Genomic DNA, 14,769 nt, shown 5'->3' on the forward strand with positions numbered 1-14,769 from the left:
GGGAACGCGCCATGCTGGCGGACGTGTTCGCGAACGAGGGAGGATCGACGCATGGATCTGGGGATCAAGGGAAAACGCGCGCTGGTGTGCGCATCGTCGAAGGGCCTGGGCCGAGGCTGCGCCGAGGCGCTGGCCGCCGAAGGTGTCGAGGTTGTGATGAACGCGCGGGGTGCGGAAGCTCTCGAAGCGGCGGCGGAAGAAATACGGTCGGCTCACGGCGTGACCGTCACGACAGTGGCCGCCGACATCACGACCGAGGAGGGCCGTGCAAAGGTCCTGGACGCTGCCGGGCAGATCGACATCCTCGTCAACAATGCGGGCGGCCCGCCTCCGGGAAAGTGGACGGACTGGGACCGCGACGATTTCATCAAGGCGCTCGACGCGAACATGCTGACGCCCATCGCCCTCATCAAGGCGCTGGTGCCCGGCATGATGGAGCGCGGCTTCGGGCGGGTGGTGAACATCACGTCCCAGTCGGTCAAGGCGCCGATTCCCTATCTCGGGCTGTCGAACGCGGCGCGGACCGGCCTGACGGGCTATGTCGCGGGCACCTCCCGGCAGGTGGCGCACCGGAACGTGACGATGAACAACCTCCTCCCCGGCATTCACGCCACGGACCGGGCCACCGCTCTCGACAAGGGTGTCTCCGAGAAGGAGGGGATCAGCATGGACGAGGCGCGCGCCCGGCGTGAGGCGACGCTGCCCGCCCGGCGTTACGGCACCGCCGAGGAGTTCGGCGCGGCCTGCGCGTTCCTCTGCTCGGCGCAGGCGGGGTTCATCGTCGGGCAGAACATCCTGCTTGACGGGGGCGGCACGAATTTCACCATATAGTCCGCGGGCGCATGCGCCCGCGACGTGAGCGTTCCATGTGGGGAGAGTACATCATGCGACCTGTTCTGATCTGCCTGGCCTGCGGCGCCCTTGCCGCCTGTGGCGGGGGCGGCGATGCGGTGAAGCTGCCGGGGCCCGGCGCCTTCAACGAAATGATCATCGACTTCAACAACCTGAACAGGCGCGCGCTCGACGAGCGCATCCCGGTCGTGGTCCAGCCGACCGGCGAGGCCACCTGGGAGGGTGTCATGGTTCTCGATACCGAGCCTGGGCCTGGCACACCCGGACAGCTCCACTACGGAACCACCTTCGCGCTGATCGACTTCGACGCCGGCACGATCGACGGTGAGGCGTCGGGGTTCTATTATTACGATGAAGCTCTGGGCGGCATGGCCGTACCCGCGTCCGGGATCATCACCTACGACGCGGCGGCGATCCAGTACGACGCCGACGGTACGCCCCTCATCATGGGCGGCGCGCTCGGTCTTCAAGGCGGACCAGAGGTCGCGGTCAACACAGGTTCCAGCGACATCTCTGGCACCTTCGTCGGCACCGAGCGCATAAATACCGGCATTCCGACCTCGCCTGAATACTTCATCGCCGAAGGCGAAATGGTCTTCGCCGATGGCACCCGGCTTCCCACGCGCTTCGTGGACCACTGATAGACAACCCGCCTTCCGATTGTTATCCCGCGTCGATCCCGAGCACTTCGCTCGGGATTGAGGCGAGGGCAGGGTGTCGGAGCAATCCGCCGGATTGACGGTAGAAGGGCTGACCCGCCGCTTCGGCGGCCGCGATGTCGTGTCCGACGTCTCGCTTCAGGTCGCACCCGGTCAGGTAACCTGCCTTCTCGGTCCCTCCGGCTGCGGCAAGTCGACCACCTTGAGAATGATCGCGGGCGTCGACCGACCGGACGCTGGCCGGGTTCTGGTCGACGGGCGCGTCCTGTCCGACGATACGGTCCAGGTCCCGCCCGAACGGCGCCATGTCGGCCTGATGTTCCAGGACTTCGCGCTGTTTCCTCACCTGACCGTCGCCGAGAACGTGGCCTTCGGCCTGTCGGGACCGAAGGCCGAGCGCATTGCGCGGGCCGAGGAGATGCTGGAGCGCGTCCGTCTCGCGGGGTTCGGGCCCGCCTATCCCCACGAATTGTCGGGCGGCGAACAGCAGCGCGTCGCGCTGGCCCGCGCCATCGCACCCCGTCCCCGCATCATGTTGATGGACGAACCCTTTTCCGGCCTCGACAACCGGCTGCGCGACGGCATCCGCGACCAGACGCTCGATATCCTCAAGGAAGAGGGAACTTCGGTCGTGCTCGTGACACACGAGCCCGAAGAGGCGATGCGGATGGCCGACGAGATCGCGCTGATGCGCGACGGCGGCATCGTGCAGACGGGCGCGCCCTACAACGTCTACAATGCGCCCGTCGACCGGATGGCGGCGGCCTTCTTCTCGGACGTCAACGTGATCCGGGGACGGGTGCAGGGCGCGCTGACCGACACGCCTTTCGGGGCCTTCCTTGCGCCGGGCGTGCCAGACGGAACGGACGTCGAGATCGTCATCCGGCCCCAGCACCTGCGGATCGACTTCGACCGCGACGGGCGCGGCCCGAACCCCACGCCCGAGGACGGCGTGCCCGCGCGCGGCACGGTGATGCGCGCGCGCTTCATGGGCCACGAGAGCCTCGTCGAATTCCGCATGGATCACGATGGCTCGATGCTGAAGGCGACGGTGCCCTCGGTCTTCCTGCCGCAGCCAGGCACAGCACTCTGGCTGATGATCCGGCGCGGGCGCTGCTTCGTGTTTCCGGTCACGGGGTGAGGTGGGCGAGGGGCGCTGCCCCTCGCGCTCCCCGGAGTATTTTGGGACAGAAGAAGCCGTCAGCCCGCCGCGAGGTGGTCCGAGAGGGATTTCCCGGGTTCTTCCTCGAAGGTCTCGAAGGTGACGTCGAGCGTTCTCAGCCGGTCGACCCGGTACTCCTCGAACCTCGCGTCCTCTTCGTCCCAGGCGGTGAGCGTCCAGATGCGGCCCCAGTATTCGAGTTGGAGCGGACGCAGCACGCGCGGTGCGTCGCTGTCCGCCGTCGTCACGCGGATCTTGCGGCGCGAGCGGATGGCGGCGCGCAGGGGCGCCATGTGAACGAAGCCGCGCGCGCCCTCGGCGAAGGGATAAAGTGCGAAACCCCGACCGGCGGCAGGCGCGGCCCGGTCCTCGGGCAGGGCGGCGTCGACCTTGACGCCGAGCGTCCGGGCAGCCTCGCGCATCTTCGGGTCGGAGGCCTTGCCGACGACCGACAGCCCGAGGTGCAGCGCCTCGAGTTCGTCGAGCGTGAGGTTCAGCGGCGGCAAGGTGATGGGCGCCGTCATCGCGTAGCCGATGCCGCGCTCGCCCTCGACCGGGACCCCGCCCGCAATCAGCGCGTCCATGTCGCGGTAAAGCGTGCGAAGCGAGACGCCAAGCCGGTCGGCCAGCTCGCGTCCGCGATGCAGGCGCCCGTCGCGCAGGATGCGGATGAGGGCGTAGAGGCGGTCGGCGCGGCGCAAGATGGCTCCTGATTCGCTTTATCCTCAACTGACATTATCCTGTCAGTTGTTTGGGCGCACCGCCGATTTGCTCAGGTTTTGGTGAAGCTCGCAGCGAGCATGCACTTTGCCGCTTTTCAGTCGAGTGACGACTGCCTAAATACCCGGTCGAATTCTCAAGGGAGAGAGACCCATGCTGAACAACATCGGCCTTCCCGGCCTTCTTCTCATCGCCATCGTCGTCCTGGTGCTTTTCGGACGCGGCAAGATCTCGTCGCTGATGGGCGAGGTCGGCAAAGGCATCACCGCCTTCAAGAAGGGCGTCGACGACGGAAAGCGCGAAATCGAGGACACGACCGCCGATGGTGCGCGCGACGTGACACCCGAGACCGAGCGGGACAAGGTTTGAGTCCCGGCTGACCCATGTTCGATCTCGGTTGGGGTGAGCTTCTGGTCATCGGCGTCGTGGCGCTGATCGTGGTGGGTCCGAAGGACCTGCCCGGCATGTTCCGTACGCTTGGACGGTTCACAGGCAAGATCCGCAAGATGGCGCGCGAGTTCCAGCGCGCCATGGAGGATGCCGCAGACGAGTCCGGCATCAAGGAAACGGCGAGCAGCCTGAAGGGCATGACCTCGGCCAAGAGCATGGGGCTCGACAAGCTGAACCAGGCGGCGGACCGTTTCGAGAAGTGGGATCCGGTGAAGCCGACGAAGGTCGCAAAGCCCGTCGGCCCGGAGACCGAGAAGCTGTCTGAGGAGCGCGCGGAGGCTGCACGCAAGATCCGCGAGGCCACGGCGAAGAAGGCGAGCGAGCGCATCGCGGCCGAGAAGGCGGCGGCCGAAGCGGCGAAGAACGCTCCTCCGGCCGCGGAGGCAGCAAAGCCTGTCGCCAAGGCGAAGGCGCCCGCGAAACCGAAGACGCCCGCCAAGTCCGCCAAGCCGAAGGCGCCCGCGAAGCCCAAGGCGGCTAAACCCAAGGCGTCGCCCGACGCCGGAGACCCGGCATGAGCGCCAATGACGACATCGACGACAGTTCTGCCCCGCTGATCGAGCATCTGGCCGAACTCAGGACGCGCCTGATCCGGTCGGTCCTGGCCCTGATCGTCGGCATCGTGCTGGCCTTCACCGTGGCCGAGCCGATCCTCCAGTTCCTTCTGAAGCCGATCGAGGCGACGCTGCGCTCGCTTGGCGACCCGTCGCCGACGCTTCAGTACACGAGCCCCCAGGAATACCTCTTCACGCTGTTCCGCATCTCGATGGTCTTCGGCTTCGGGCTGTCCTTCCCGGTCATCGCGCACCAGATGTGGCGCTTCGTGGCGCCAGGGCTGTACCGGACCGAGAAGTCGGCCTTCCTGCCCTTCATCGTCGCCTCGCCGATCATGTTCCTGCTGGGCGCGTCCTTCGCGCATTTCGTGGTGACGCCCCTTGCGATGAACTTCTTCCTGGGCTTCGCCGACGTCTCGTCGATCTTCGCCAACCTCCTGACCGCGTCGTCGCCCGACCTGCCGCCAGACGCGGCCGTGGTGCCGGAGACCGTCGACGGGGTGAGGATCACCTTCTTCGGGAAAGTGAACGAAAGCCTCGACATCACCTTGAAGTTCATCATGGCTTTCGGGCTGTGCTTCCAGCTTCCGGTGCTGCTGACACTGATGGGCAAGGCCGGGCTTGTCTCGGCGCGCGGGCTGGCGCAGGTGCGCAAGTACGCCATCGTCGCCATCCTGATGCTCGCCGCTGTCGTGACGCCGCCCGACGTGGTGACGCAGCTTATCCTCTTCACCGTGGTCTATGGGCTCTACGAGATCTCGATCATCCTGGTGAAGATGGTCGAGAAGAAGCGCGTGCAGCGCCTGCGCGAAGAGGGAATCCTGGGCGAGGACGAGGATCTCTACTCCGAGGTCGACGACGACGAAGAGGACGCGAAGGCGTGAGCGAGCCGCTGGACCGTATCGCCGCCGCGCTGGAGCGGATGGCGCCCGCGCCCTTGGCCACGCCCGACTTCGACGCCGCCGACGCTTTCGTCTGGCACGTCTCGCCGGATCGGCTCGAGCCGGTCGAGAAGGTCGCGCGCATCGACATCGGCCTTCTGATCGGCGTCGACCGCGCCCGCGACACTCTGCTCGAGAACACGCGCCAGTTCGCGCGGGGGATGCCCGCCAACAACGCGCTTCTCTGGGGCGCGCGCGGGATGGGGAAGTCGAGCCTCGTGAAGTCGGCCCATGCCGCCGTCCTGGCCGAGGGTCTGAGCCTGAAGATCGTTGAGATACAGCGCGAGGACCTGCCGTCGGTCTCGCGCCTGCTCGGCCACCTTCGCGGCGCGCCGGAGCGGTTCCTGCTGTTCTGCGACGACCTGTCCTTCAGTCACGACGACCAGCACTACAAAAGCCTGAAGGCGGTGCTGGACGGAGGTATCGAGGGGCGTCCGGACAACGTGCTGTTCTACGCCACCTCGAACCGGCGGCACCTGATGCCGCGCGACATGATCGAGAACGAACGGTCGAGCGCCATCAGGCCTTCGGAGGCGACCGAAGAAAAGGTGTCGCTGTCCGACCGCTTCGGGCTCTGGCTCGGGTTCCACCCGTGCAGCCAGGATGAATACCTGGCGATGATCCGGGGATATTGCGACGCTTACGGGGTCGAGATCGACGACGAGACGATGCGCGCCGAGGCCATAGAGTGGCAGGCGACGCGCGGCGCGCGGTCGGGCCGGGTCGCATGGCAATATTTCACCGACCTCGCGGGACGTCGGGGCGTGACGCTCTAGATCGAAGGTCGCGCCGGGCCGTACCGGCGCCGTCCTTCCCTCAGTCCAGCCAGGTGCCCAAATCGATACACTCTCGGCTTTCCTCGAGTCCTACCAGTCCCTGATCGGTCTGGGGCTCATCTTCACTCTTCTCGTCGTCTTCATTCTCGAAATCTATCCGCCCGAGGTAGCGGCGGCCGGGGTCGCCGGCATCTTCGTCCTTCTGGGTTTCGTCGATCAGCGGGAGCTGATGACCGTCTTCGCCAACCCCGCCCCCATCACCATTGCGGCGATGTTCGTCCTGTCGGGCGCCCTGGTGCGAACGGGGGTGCTGGAGGCTGTCGCCGACACCGTGATCGCACGGTCCAGGCAACAGCCGGTCGTGGCTCTGGTCGGCATCGTAGGCGTGACGCTTCTGTCCTCGGCCTTCGTGAACAACACGCCAGTCGTGCTGGTGCTGATCCCCGTGGTCATCCGGCTGGGGCAGGCGCTGGGCATCGCCTCGACCCGCCTGCTGATCCCGCTGTCCTACCTCGCCATCCTGGGAGGGACCTGCACGCTGATCGGGACCTCGACGAACATCCTTGTCGACGGCGTCGCGCGGGAGCGGGGCATGGACGCCTTCGGCATCTTCGAAATCTCCGGCGTGGGTATCGTGACGGCCATCACGGGCGTGGTCGTCCTCGGGGCACTTGGGCGGTGGCTTCTGCCAGACCGCACGTCGACCAGCACGGACGGTCTTCTTGGCGAGACGACGTTCCTGTCCGAGGTCTTTCTGCGCACCGACCTGCACGAGGGCAAGACCGTCGCCGAGGTCGCGGCGCTGAACCGGGGCGGGATCCGCGTCACGGGTCTGAGGCGGCGGGGCGAGGCGATCAAGGGCGACCTGACCGAGGTGCCGCTGCTGCGCGGCGACCGCCTGATCCTCCAGGCCACGACGTCCGAGCTTCTGACGCTGAACGACGATCCCGAATTCCGCACCGGCCTGCGCCGGGGCGATCCGGCCGAGGGCGAAGCGGTGGCGGTCGAAGTCATCGTGACGCCCAAGAAGGCCGTGATGGGCAAGACGCTGCGCGAGATGTCTCTCGGCCGGCGCTACGGGATGCGGGTTCTGGGCGCGCACCGGCATGGCCACAATCCAGGCGTCGAACTGGAAGCGGTGAAACTTCGCGCGGCCGACAAGCTGTTGCTCCACGGTCCCGCCCAAGCCATCGAGACCCTGTCTCACGAGACCGACCTCGTCGCCGTGAACCGTCCCACGGGGCGGGCCTTCCGTCGTGGGCGCGCGCCCATCGCCCTTCTCGCCATTGCCGCTGTCGTGGGGCTTGCCGCCTTCGGCGTCATGGACATCGCCGTCCTGGCATTGCTGGCCGTTGCGGCGATCCTTGTGCTGCGCTGCGTCGACGCAGACGAGGCCTGGGGCGCTATCGATGGCGCGATCCTCGTGCTGATCTTCGCCATGCTCATCATCGGGCGCGGTCTCGAGAATGCCGGCTCGGTCGAGCAGGTGGTGGCCTGGGTGGCGCCCGTCTTGCAGACGATGCCGCCCTTCGTGGCGCTGATGGCCGTCTACTTCATCGCCTCGGTGATGACCGAACTGGTGACGAACAACGCCGTGGCAATCGTCTTCACGCCTCTGGCCATCGGGCTGGCCGAGGTGGTCGGGATCGATGCGCGCGCGCTGGTCGTCGCGGTGATGTTCGGGGCAAGCGCCAGCTTCGCGACGCCGATCGGCTATCAGACCAACACGCTGGTCTACGGCGCGGGAGACTATCGCTTCGCGGACTTCCTGAAGATCGGGGTGCCGATGAACGTCATCGTCGGCATCGTGTCGTGCATGGCGATCTGGTTCTTCTTCGTCTGACGCGTCACCGGATTCGCTGCGCCAGGTCCTCGGGCGGTGCATCGACCGTCCAGAAGGCGCGCGCGTCGTGGGGCAGGCGGTCGAGTACTCGGTCGAATGCCAGGTGATCGACGGCGCGCCACACGGCGCGCGCCGTAGCCTCGATGGCGTTGTCGGGCGTGAGGTTGTGGTGTGGCCGCAGCGCCTGCGCCTCGCGGGTCAGGGAGGCGCGGTCGGTGAAGGCGACGGGCGCTTCCGCAGGGTCCCAGTCCTGCACGAACATCGCACGCGGAACGCTCGGCAGCACCTGCGCGACGGCGATGGCCTCCTCGACCGTCAGGCGGCGGCGGAAGGTGCGGAACACGCCGTCCACGGCGGTGTAGGCCGAATTGTCCGAGACGAGGCCCGTCGCGTCCTTCACATCGTCGAGGAACGCCCTGAATTCCCGCGAGGCATGGCGGTATGTCCATGGCATCGGCACGGTCGCACCGCTCAGGTCTTGCGGAAGCTGTCGAGGCTCACGACCTCGCCGTCGCCCTTGGGTTTGGGCTTGCTTCGGCGCCGCGTCGGAGGCGGATCGCCGTCCTCGACCGGGGTCGGCGGCGGATATTCCCCGGCCTCCTCCTGGGTTTCGAACCTCAGCCCGAATTCGACGGAGGGGTCCACGAAGGTGCGGATGGCGTCGTAGGGGATGTAAAGCGGTTCCGGCTGGTCGCCGAAGTTGAGCGTGACCGAAAAGCCTTCATCCGTAACCTCGAGGTCGCGGTACCAGTGCTGCATGACGATCGTCATTTCCTCGGGGTATCGGTCCGAAAGACTGTCGGCGATTTCGACGTCCGGGTGCATGGTATCGAAGGTGATGAAGAAGTGATGCTGCCCGGGAAGTCCGTTCAAGGCGACGTCGTTTAGCACCTGCTGGATGAGGCCCCGCATCGCGCGGTGCATCAGGTTTCCGTAGTCGATCGTCGCGGACATCCCGCCTCCGTCCATGCTGGAGCAAGCATATAGGATTCGGTTCTGAAGGGAAGGTGACCGGGGCCCGGAAACCTTTTGGTCGCGAATTGAGGCTAGGACGGTTCCGAACCCCGAGGTTGGAGCCGCGGATGAGCTTGCGAAACAGCCTGCGCAAGCCGGACGCGGCCAGCTTGCGGTCGACGTCGGTGGTCAGGTCGCCGCTTGCCCGTGCGCTGATCGGCAAGGACGAATTTGGACGCACTGTCGGCCGCGAACGACGAGATCAGGCGCCTCGCGCAAGAGGACGGGCTGACCGGCCTGATGAACCGCGAGGCGCTGCTGGCGCGACTCGACGAATTGACGGCGCAGGGGCATGGCGGGCGGCCCTTCACCCTGTTCATGCTGGACCTCGACCGCTTCAAGAACGTCAACGACAGCTTTGGCCATCATGTCGGGGACGGGCTCATCAAGGTTGTCGCACAGCGTCTGCAGGGGGCGGTGCGATCGGGCGACATGGTGGCTCGGCTGGGCGGGGACGAGTTCGCCGTCGTCATGCCGGGCGTCGCGTCCCAGGGCGCGGGCGAGAAGTGGGCGGGCCGGCTTCTGTCGGCGATCAACACGCCGACCGAGGTGATGGGCCAGCTTCTGTATCCTGGCACGTCGGTCGGCGGCGCGGAGTATCCGGAACAGGCGCTGACGGGGCAGGAGCTTCTTCTGACCGCGGACATCAGCCTCAACGCCGCCAAGGAAGACGGCCGCGGCACCTTCGTCGCCTACGATCCCGACCTGGCCCAGAGGATCGAGGACGAGGAGCGGATGGCGGCCGAGTTGCGCGACGCGCTGGACCGCGACGAGTTTCGCGTCGAGTACCAGCCGAAGATCGGCTTGATGGACGGCGCGCTCGCGGGGTCCGAGGCGCTGATCCGGTGGGAGCATCCGACGCGCGGCAGGCTTGGCCCCGACCTCTTCCTGGGTGTGGCCGCGGAACGGGGCCTGGCGCCCGCGATTTCGGAACGGGTCTTCCAGCGCGTCGCGGCGGACGTGTCGTTCTGGCGGCGCGAGGGGACCGATCCGGGGCCGGTATCGGTCAACCTGCACGCCGTCGACCTGAAATCGCCCGAACGGCTGATCGACCGGATGGAGGCGATGGCCCATCTTGGGCTGGGACGGCGGGATATCGTTCTCGAGGTCACGGAGGGCTGCGTGGTCGGGCGGGGCACCGACCAGGCGTCGAAGCTGATCGCGCGGCTGAGGAAGATGGGCTACGACATCTCTCTCGACGATTTCGGGACCGGGCACGCGTCGCTGTCGCACCTGAAGAGCCTGCCGGTAAACGAGATCAAGATCGACAAGAGCTTCGTGACCGGGTTGGGCGACAGCCGGCCGGACGCGGCCATCGTGGCGGCCATCGTGGCGCTCGGCCGGGGACTGGGCCTCCGGATCGTGGCGGAGGGCGTCGAGACCGAAGCGCACCGCTGGCGGCTGATCGAACTGGGCGTGGGCATCGGGCAGGGGTTTCTCTGGTCGGCCGCGCTTCCGGCCGACCGGTTCGCGCGCTTTGCCCGGGATCGGCGCGCGCGACATGTGGCGCGACAGGACGCGGGGTGAGGTTCGCCGCGGAAGATATTGGGAAATTGAGGAAAAGCGACGGATTCTGTTGCCAGGCTCCGTCAGGCCCCGCCTTACGCCGCTAAGCGCAAGGACTTAAGTTTCGGTGTTGCGCACTGCTTAAGCAGCGAGCGCGACCGGAGCACGGTTGGTATTGGCAACTATGCGATTTGGACCGATAACGGTGGTACCTCACCGGGACAAAGCATACCCCTTTAGACGTCCGTCGATCCTGTTTCGGCCCCAGGATCCCCCAATCGGGATGTTTGGTGGAGCCGCCGGGTACCGCCCCCGGGTCCGATCCGCTTATTACGGGCGCGTTTATGTCCATAGTTCCGTTGCCGGAACACGGAACATATAAGGGCACGAGAGGCGTTAGGAAAGGGTTTCCTTGTGATCGATCCGGCTTTTGCGTCCCGGATGGCGCGCTACAACAGGTGGCAGAACCGTTCCCTCTACGGTGCCGCCGAGGGGCTTTCGGACGCGGCGCGGCGCGAGGATCGTGGTGCGTTCTTCGGATCGATCCACGGCACGCTGTCGCATCTTCTCTGGGGCGACACGACGTGGATGAGCCGTTTCGACGGGTGGGAGAAACCCGACGTGCCCCACACCGACAGCCCGCGCTGGATTGCCGACTGGGCCGATCTGGCGGCGCGGCGTGCGGAGGCGGACGGGCGCATCCTCGACTGGGCGGAGGGGCTCGACGCCGAGCGACTGGCGGGCGACCTGACATGGTATTCGGGAATATCGAAGTCCGAGATGAAGCGGCCCATGGCGCTTTGCGTGGTGCATTTCTTCAATCACCAGACCCACCATCGCGGACAGGTCCACGCCATGTTGACGGCGGCTGGTGCGCGCCCGGACGACACCGACCTTTTCATCATGCCGGACGGCGTGTAGGCCCGGAGGACGCCGAGAGGGAGTAAGCGACGATGTTCAAGGCACTGGTGGTCGAGAAGACAGAGGCGGGCGAGACGAGCGCTTCGGTGCAGGAAATGTCGGAAGACCGGCTGCCCGAGGGCGACGTGACGGTCGCGGTCGAATACTCCACGGTCAACTACAAGGACGGGCTGTGTCTCGGCTCGGGCGGCGGGCTTGTGCGAAGCTGGCCGCACGTCCCCGGCATCGACTTCGCGGGCCGGGTCGAAGCCTCGGAGGATCCGCGCTATGCCGTCGGCGACGAGGTCATCCTGACCGGATGGCGCGTGGGCGAGGCGCGCTGGGGCGGGTACGCCGAAAAGGCGCGGGTGAAGGCCGACTGGCTGGTGCCCTTGCCGGAGGGGCTGTCGACGCGGACCGCAATGGCGGTGGGCACGGCGGGCTTCACGGCGATGCTGGCGGTGATGGCTCTCGAAGACCACGGTCTTTCTCCCGAGAAGGGCGAAGTGCTGGTCACGGGGGCTGCGGGCGGCGTCGGATCCGTTGCGACGGCGATCCTGTCGAACCTCGGATACGAGGTTGCGGCGGTGACGGGGCGGCCCGAGACGGAGGAGTACCTGAAATCCCTGGGCGCGTCCCGGATCGTGGCGCGGGGCGACCTGGCCGAGACGGTGAAGCGGCCTCTCGAGACCGAGACCTGGGCGGGCTGCGTCGACGCCGTGGGCGGCGCGATGCTGGCGCGCGTGCTTGGTCAGATGAAGTACGGCGCCTCGGTCGCCGCCGTCGGTCTTGCGGGCGGCGCGTCGCTGCCCGCGACGGTCGTGCCGTTTCTGCTGCGGGGGGTGAACCTGCTGGGCATCGACAGCGTGATGCGGCCCTACGAGGACAGGGTGCGGGCCTGGGGCCGGATCGCCCGCGACCTGCCGATGGACAAGCTCGACGGGATGATCGTTCCCGCCACGCTCGAGGACCTTCCCCGGCTCGGGGCCGAGATCCTGAACGGTCAGGTCAGAGGGCGCGTCGTCGTCGAGGTTCGGGCCTGACGCCTTGTCCCCCTTATCGTCACGCATAGCCTGCAGACGACAGAGACGGCGCCTCGAAAGGGCGGTGCCGAAGTGCCCCTTTCCCCGTTTTCATCGCCGAACGGCCGGGACATTCCGGGCTTGCGGCAGGGCTGAGGCGCCAATAGACCCTTAAGGAAACAGGGGAGGGCCGCCATGAGCCTGGCATTCGTATTTCCGGGACAAGGGGCGCAGACGATCGGCATGGGCCGCGATCTGGCCGAGGCCTATCCCGCCGCCCGCGCGGTCTTCGACGAAGTCGACGAGGCCTTGGGCGAAAAGCTCTCAACCCTGATCTGGGAGGGCGATCAGGAGGTCCTGACGCTGACGCAGAACGCTCAGCCGGCGCTTATGGCTACTTCGATGGCAGCGGTGCGCGCGCTCGAAGCCGAAGGGATCGAGGTGACGCGGGCGGCCTTCGTGGCGGGGCATTCGCTTGGCGAGTACTCGGCTCTTTGCGCGGCAGGCGCCCTGGGCGTCGCGGACACGGCACGGCTTCTAAGGACACGCGGGCAGGCCATGCAAAGCGCCGTTCCCGTGGGCGAGGGCGCCATGGCCGCGATCCTGGGGCTGCCTTTCGAGGCCGTCGCCAAGGTGGCGCAGGAGGCGACCCAGGGCGAGGTTTGCCAGGTCGCGAACGAGAACGATCCGCTCCAGAGCGTGATTTCGGGCAACAAGGCCGCCGTCGAGCGGGCGGTGGAGCTTGCCAAGGCCGCCGGTGCGAAGCGCGCTCTCATGCTGCCCGTGTCGGCGCCGTTCCACTGTGCGCTGATGACGCCTGCGGCATCAGTGATGGCGCGGGCCCTCGACGACGTCGAGATCGCAGAGCCGAGCGTGCCGGTCGTGGCGAACGTGCTGGCGGCTGGCGTGTCCGCTCCTCACCTCATCCGCTCGCTTCTGGTCGATCAGGTGTCGGGCCGGGTGCGGTGGCGGACCAGTGTCGAATGGATGGTCGGACAGGGCGTCACGACCTTCTGGGAACTGGGCGCGGGCAAAGCGTTGACGGGCATGATCCGGCGCATCGCGAAGGACGCCGAGACGCGGACCGTCGGCACCGCCTCCGAGGCGGCCGAGGCGGCGGCGTCGCTGGCGTCGGCGTAGACAGGAAGGGAAGGCGATGTTCGATCTGACAGGCAAGTCGGCGCTGGTGACGGGCGCTTCGGGCGGGATCGGGGCGGCAATCGCGCGCGTCCTGCACGATGCGGGGGCGGCGGTGGCCCTTTCCGGCACACGGGTCGAGCCGCTGGACGCTCTGGCGGGCGAGTTGGGCGAGCGGGCGCATGTCGTGCCGTGCAACCTGTCGGACCAGGCGGCGGTGGCGGAGTTGCCGAAGCAGGCGGCCGAGGCCATGGGCGCTGTCGATATCCTCGTGAACAACGCCGGCATCACGCGCGACAACCTTTTCATGCGGATGTCTGACGCCGAGTGGGACGACGTGATCCAGGTGAACCTGCGCAGCGCCATGGTGCTGTCGCGCGCCGTCATGCGCGGCATGATGAAGGCCCGGTGGGGCCGGATCGTCAACGTGTCGTCCATCGTGGGCACGACCGGCAATCCGGGGCAGGCGAACTATGCGGCGTCGAAGGCGGGGCTGGTCGGCATGTCGAAGTCGCTGGCCTACGAGGTGGCGAGCCGCGGGATCACGGTCAACTGTGTGGCGCCGGGTTTCATCACCACCGCGATGACCGACAAGCTGACCGACGACCAGAAGTCCGCGATCCTCTCGCAGGTGCCCGCAGGACGCATGGGGGAGCCGGGCGAGATCGCCGCTGCGGTGCTCTATCTGGCGTCCCCGGAGGCGGCCTATGTCACCGGAACGACGTTGCATGTGAATGGCGGAATGGCCATGATCTGAGGTGGAACCGGGGGCCTCCGATACCGTTTGCGTTTCGAACGTGGATGGTATACGCGGCGGCTCATCCCGGCCGGGACGTGGCGTCCCGGCTGTTTTTGCGCCTTCGTGGCGAGAATAGAAGAAACGGGGCGGACCCGAGGTAACGTGAGGAATTGACATGAGCGACATCGAAGAGCGGACGCGCAAGATCGTCGTCGAGCACCTGGGCGTAGAGGAAGACAAGGTCACCGAAAACGCCTCGTTCATCGACGACCTGGGCGCCGACAGCCTGGATACCGTTGAGCTGGTCATGGCCTTCGAGGAAGAGTTCGGGATCGAGATCCCCGACGACGCCGCCGAAACCATCCAGACCTTCGGCGATGCCGTGAAGTTCATCAAGGAAGCTGCCTGACACCCGACCGGGTGCAGTTTGCCGGGACGGCGCCCCTGGGGCGCCGTTTTTCTTTTCGGGGACGCTCTTCGGCTCTAGGTTCCGA

The 14,769-nt window shown here is 66.9% G+C and carries 17 protein-coding genes and 1 other RNA gene; 14 read left to right on the forward strand and 4 right to left on the reverse strand.

Annotated elements, in window-relative coordinates; all coding sequences use genetic code 11:
- The first annotated feature begins 51 nt into the window (after positions 1–51).
- The 3 genes from C8D95_RS05250 to C8D95_RS05260 all read left to right on the forward strand — a co-directional run bounded on the left by C8D95_RS05250 (position 52) and on the right by C8D95_RS05260 (position 2,652).
- Positions 52–831 (forward strand): SDR family oxidoreductase, encoded by a 780-nt coding sequence (locus C8D95_RS05250; protein WP_109758125.1) that lies wholly within the window; start codon positions 52–54, stop codon positions 829–831.
- A gap of 53 nt (positions 832–884) precedes the next feature.
- A complete protein-coding gene (locus C8D95_RS05255) occupies positions 885–1,493 on the forward strand; it encodes a hypothetical protein (protein ID WP_126918575.1) in 609 nt (202 codons plus the stop codon).
- Positions 1,494–1,566: 73 nt separating this feature from the next.
- The gene (locus tag C8D95_RS05260; RefSeq protein WP_241239667.1) at positions 1,567–2,652 is read left to right on the forward strand and encodes an ABC transporter ATP-binding protein; all 1,086 of its coding nucleotides are present in this window, start codon (positions 1,567–1,569) and stop codon (positions 2,650–2,652) included.
- Between the two features lie 59 nt (positions 2,653–2,711).
- Here C8D95_RS05260 and C8D95_RS05265 read toward each other — a convergent pair whose 3' ends face one another.
- Positions 2,712–3,374 (reverse strand): helix-turn-helix transcriptional regulator, encoded by a 663-nt coding sequence (locus tag C8D95_RS05265; protein WP_109758128.1) that lies wholly within the window; start codon positions 3,372–3,374, stop codon positions 2,712–2,714.
- Between the two features lie 172 nt (positions 3,375–3,546).
- Here C8D95_RS05265 and C8D95_RS05270 point away from each other — a divergent pair, with 172 nt between their 5' ends.
- The 5 genes from C8D95_RS05270 to C8D95_RS05290 all read left to right on the forward strand — a co-directional run bounded on the left by C8D95_RS05270 (position 3,547) and on the right by C8D95_RS05290 (position 7,957).
- Positions 3,547–3,762: a twin-arginine translocase TatA/TatE family subunit gene (locus C8D95_RS05270; protein ID WP_109758129.1), complete on the forward strand. Its 216-nt coding sequence runs from the start codon at positions 3,547–3,549 to the stop codon at positions 3,760–3,762.
- Between the two features lie 14 nt (positions 3,763–3,776).
- A complete protein-coding gene (tatB, locus tag C8D95_RS05275) occupies positions 3,777–4,361 on the forward strand; it encodes a Sec-independent protein translocase protein TatB (RefSeq protein WP_109758130.1) in 585 nt (194 codons plus the stop codon).
- A complete protein-coding gene (tatC, locus tag C8D95_RS05280) occupies positions 4,358–5,281 on the forward strand; it encodes a twin-arginine translocase subunit TatC (RefSeq protein WP_109758131.1) in 924 nt (307 codons plus the stop codon). Before tatB ends, tatC begins: the two co-directional genes overlap by 4 nt.
- The gene (locus tag C8D95_RS05285) at positions 5,278–6,114 is read left to right on the forward strand and encodes an ATP-binding protein (RefSeq protein WP_109758132.1); all 837 of its coding nucleotides are present in this window, start codon (positions 5,278–5,280) and stop codon (positions 6,112–6,114) included. The genes tatC and C8D95_RS05285 overlap by 4 nt, the downstream gene beginning before the upstream one ends.
- A 118-nt stretch (positions 6,115–6,232) precedes the next feature.
- Positions 6,233–7,957, forward strand: a complete 1,725-nt coding sequence (locus tag C8D95_RS05290) for an SLC13 family permease (protein ID WP_346243134.1) — start codon at positions 6,233–6,235, stop codon at positions 7,955–7,957.
- A gap of 4 nt (positions 7,958–7,961) precedes the next feature.
- On the opposite strand, the gene C8D95_RS05295 is transcribed toward C8D95_RS05290, so the two are convergent.
- Both C8D95_RS05295 and C8D95_RS05300 read right to left on the reverse strand, forming a co-directional pair.
- A complete protein-coding gene (locus C8D95_RS05295; protein WP_338143031.1) occupies positions 7,962–8,411 on the reverse strand; it encodes a DUF2267 domain-containing protein in 450 nt (149 codons plus the stop codon).
- Between the two features lie 17 nt (positions 8,412–8,428).
- The gene (locus C8D95_RS05300; RefSeq protein ID WP_109758135.1) at positions 8,429–8,911 is read right to left on the reverse strand and encodes an SspB family protein; all 483 of its coding nucleotides are present in this window, start codon (positions 8,909–8,911) and stop codon (positions 8,429–8,431) included.
- Positions 8,912–9,142: 231 nt separating this feature from the next.
- Between C8D95_RS05300 and C8D95_RS05305 the strand changes: the two genes are divergently transcribed.
- The gene (locus C8D95_RS05305) at positions 9,143–10,498 is read left to right on the forward strand and encodes a putative bifunctional diguanylate cyclase/phosphodiesterase (protein WP_109758136.1); all 1,356 of its coding nucleotides are present in this window, start codon (positions 9,143–9,145) and stop codon (positions 10,496–10,498) included.
- A 35-nt stretch (positions 10,499–10,533) separates the two neighbouring features.
- Here the strand turns inward: C8D95_RS05305 and ssrA are convergent.
- Positions 10,534–10,885: a transfer-messenger RNA gene (gene ssrA, locus C8D95_RS05310) on the reverse strand.
- A gap of 6 nt (positions 10,886–10,891) precedes the next feature.
- Here ssrA and C8D95_RS05315 point away from each other — a divergent pair.
- The 5 genes from C8D95_RS05315 to C8D95_RS05335 all read left to right on the forward strand — a co-directional run bounded on the left by C8D95_RS05315 (position 10,892) and on the right by C8D95_RS05335 (position 14,684).
- Entirely contained in the window at positions 10,892–11,398 is a 507-nt protein-coding gene (locus C8D95_RS05315) for a DinB family protein (RefSeq protein ID WP_249033310.1), read from the forward strand.
- Between the two features lie 32 nt (positions 11,399–11,430).
- Positions 11,431–12,420 carry an MDR family oxidoreductase gene (locus C8D95_RS05320; RefSeq protein ID WP_109758137.1) on the forward strand — a complete coding sequence of 330 codons (990 nt, stop codon included), beginning with the start codon at positions 11,431–11,433 and terminating at the stop codon, positions 12,418–12,420.
- A gap of 174 nt (positions 12,421–12,594) precedes the next feature.
- Complete coding sequence (fabD, locus tag C8D95_RS05325; protein WP_109758138.1) at positions 12,595–13,539, forward strand: ACP S-malonyltransferase; 945 nt, start codon at positions 12,595–12,597, stop codon at positions 13,537–13,539.
- Positions 13,540–13,555: 16 nt separating this feature from the next.
- On the forward strand, positions 13,556–14,293 hold the full coding sequence (gene fabG / locus C8D95_RS05330) for a 3-oxoacyl-[acyl-carrier-protein] reductase (protein WP_109758139.1): 738 nt from the start codon (positions 13,556–13,558) through the stop codon (positions 14,291–14,293).
- A 157-nt stretch (positions 14,294–14,450) separates the two neighbouring features.
- On the forward strand, positions 14,451–14,684 hold the full coding sequence (locus C8D95_RS05335; RefSeq protein WP_109758140.1) for an acyl carrier protein: 234 nt from the start codon (positions 14,451–14,453) through the stop codon (positions 14,682–14,684).
- Positions 14,685–14,769 lie beyond the last annotated feature (85 nt).

This window comes from Silicimonas algicola (assembly GCF_003148765.1).
Taxonomy (GTDB): domain Bacteria; phylum Pseudomonadota; class Alphaproteobacteria; order Rhodobacterales; family Rhodobacteraceae; genus Silicimonas; species Silicimonas algicola.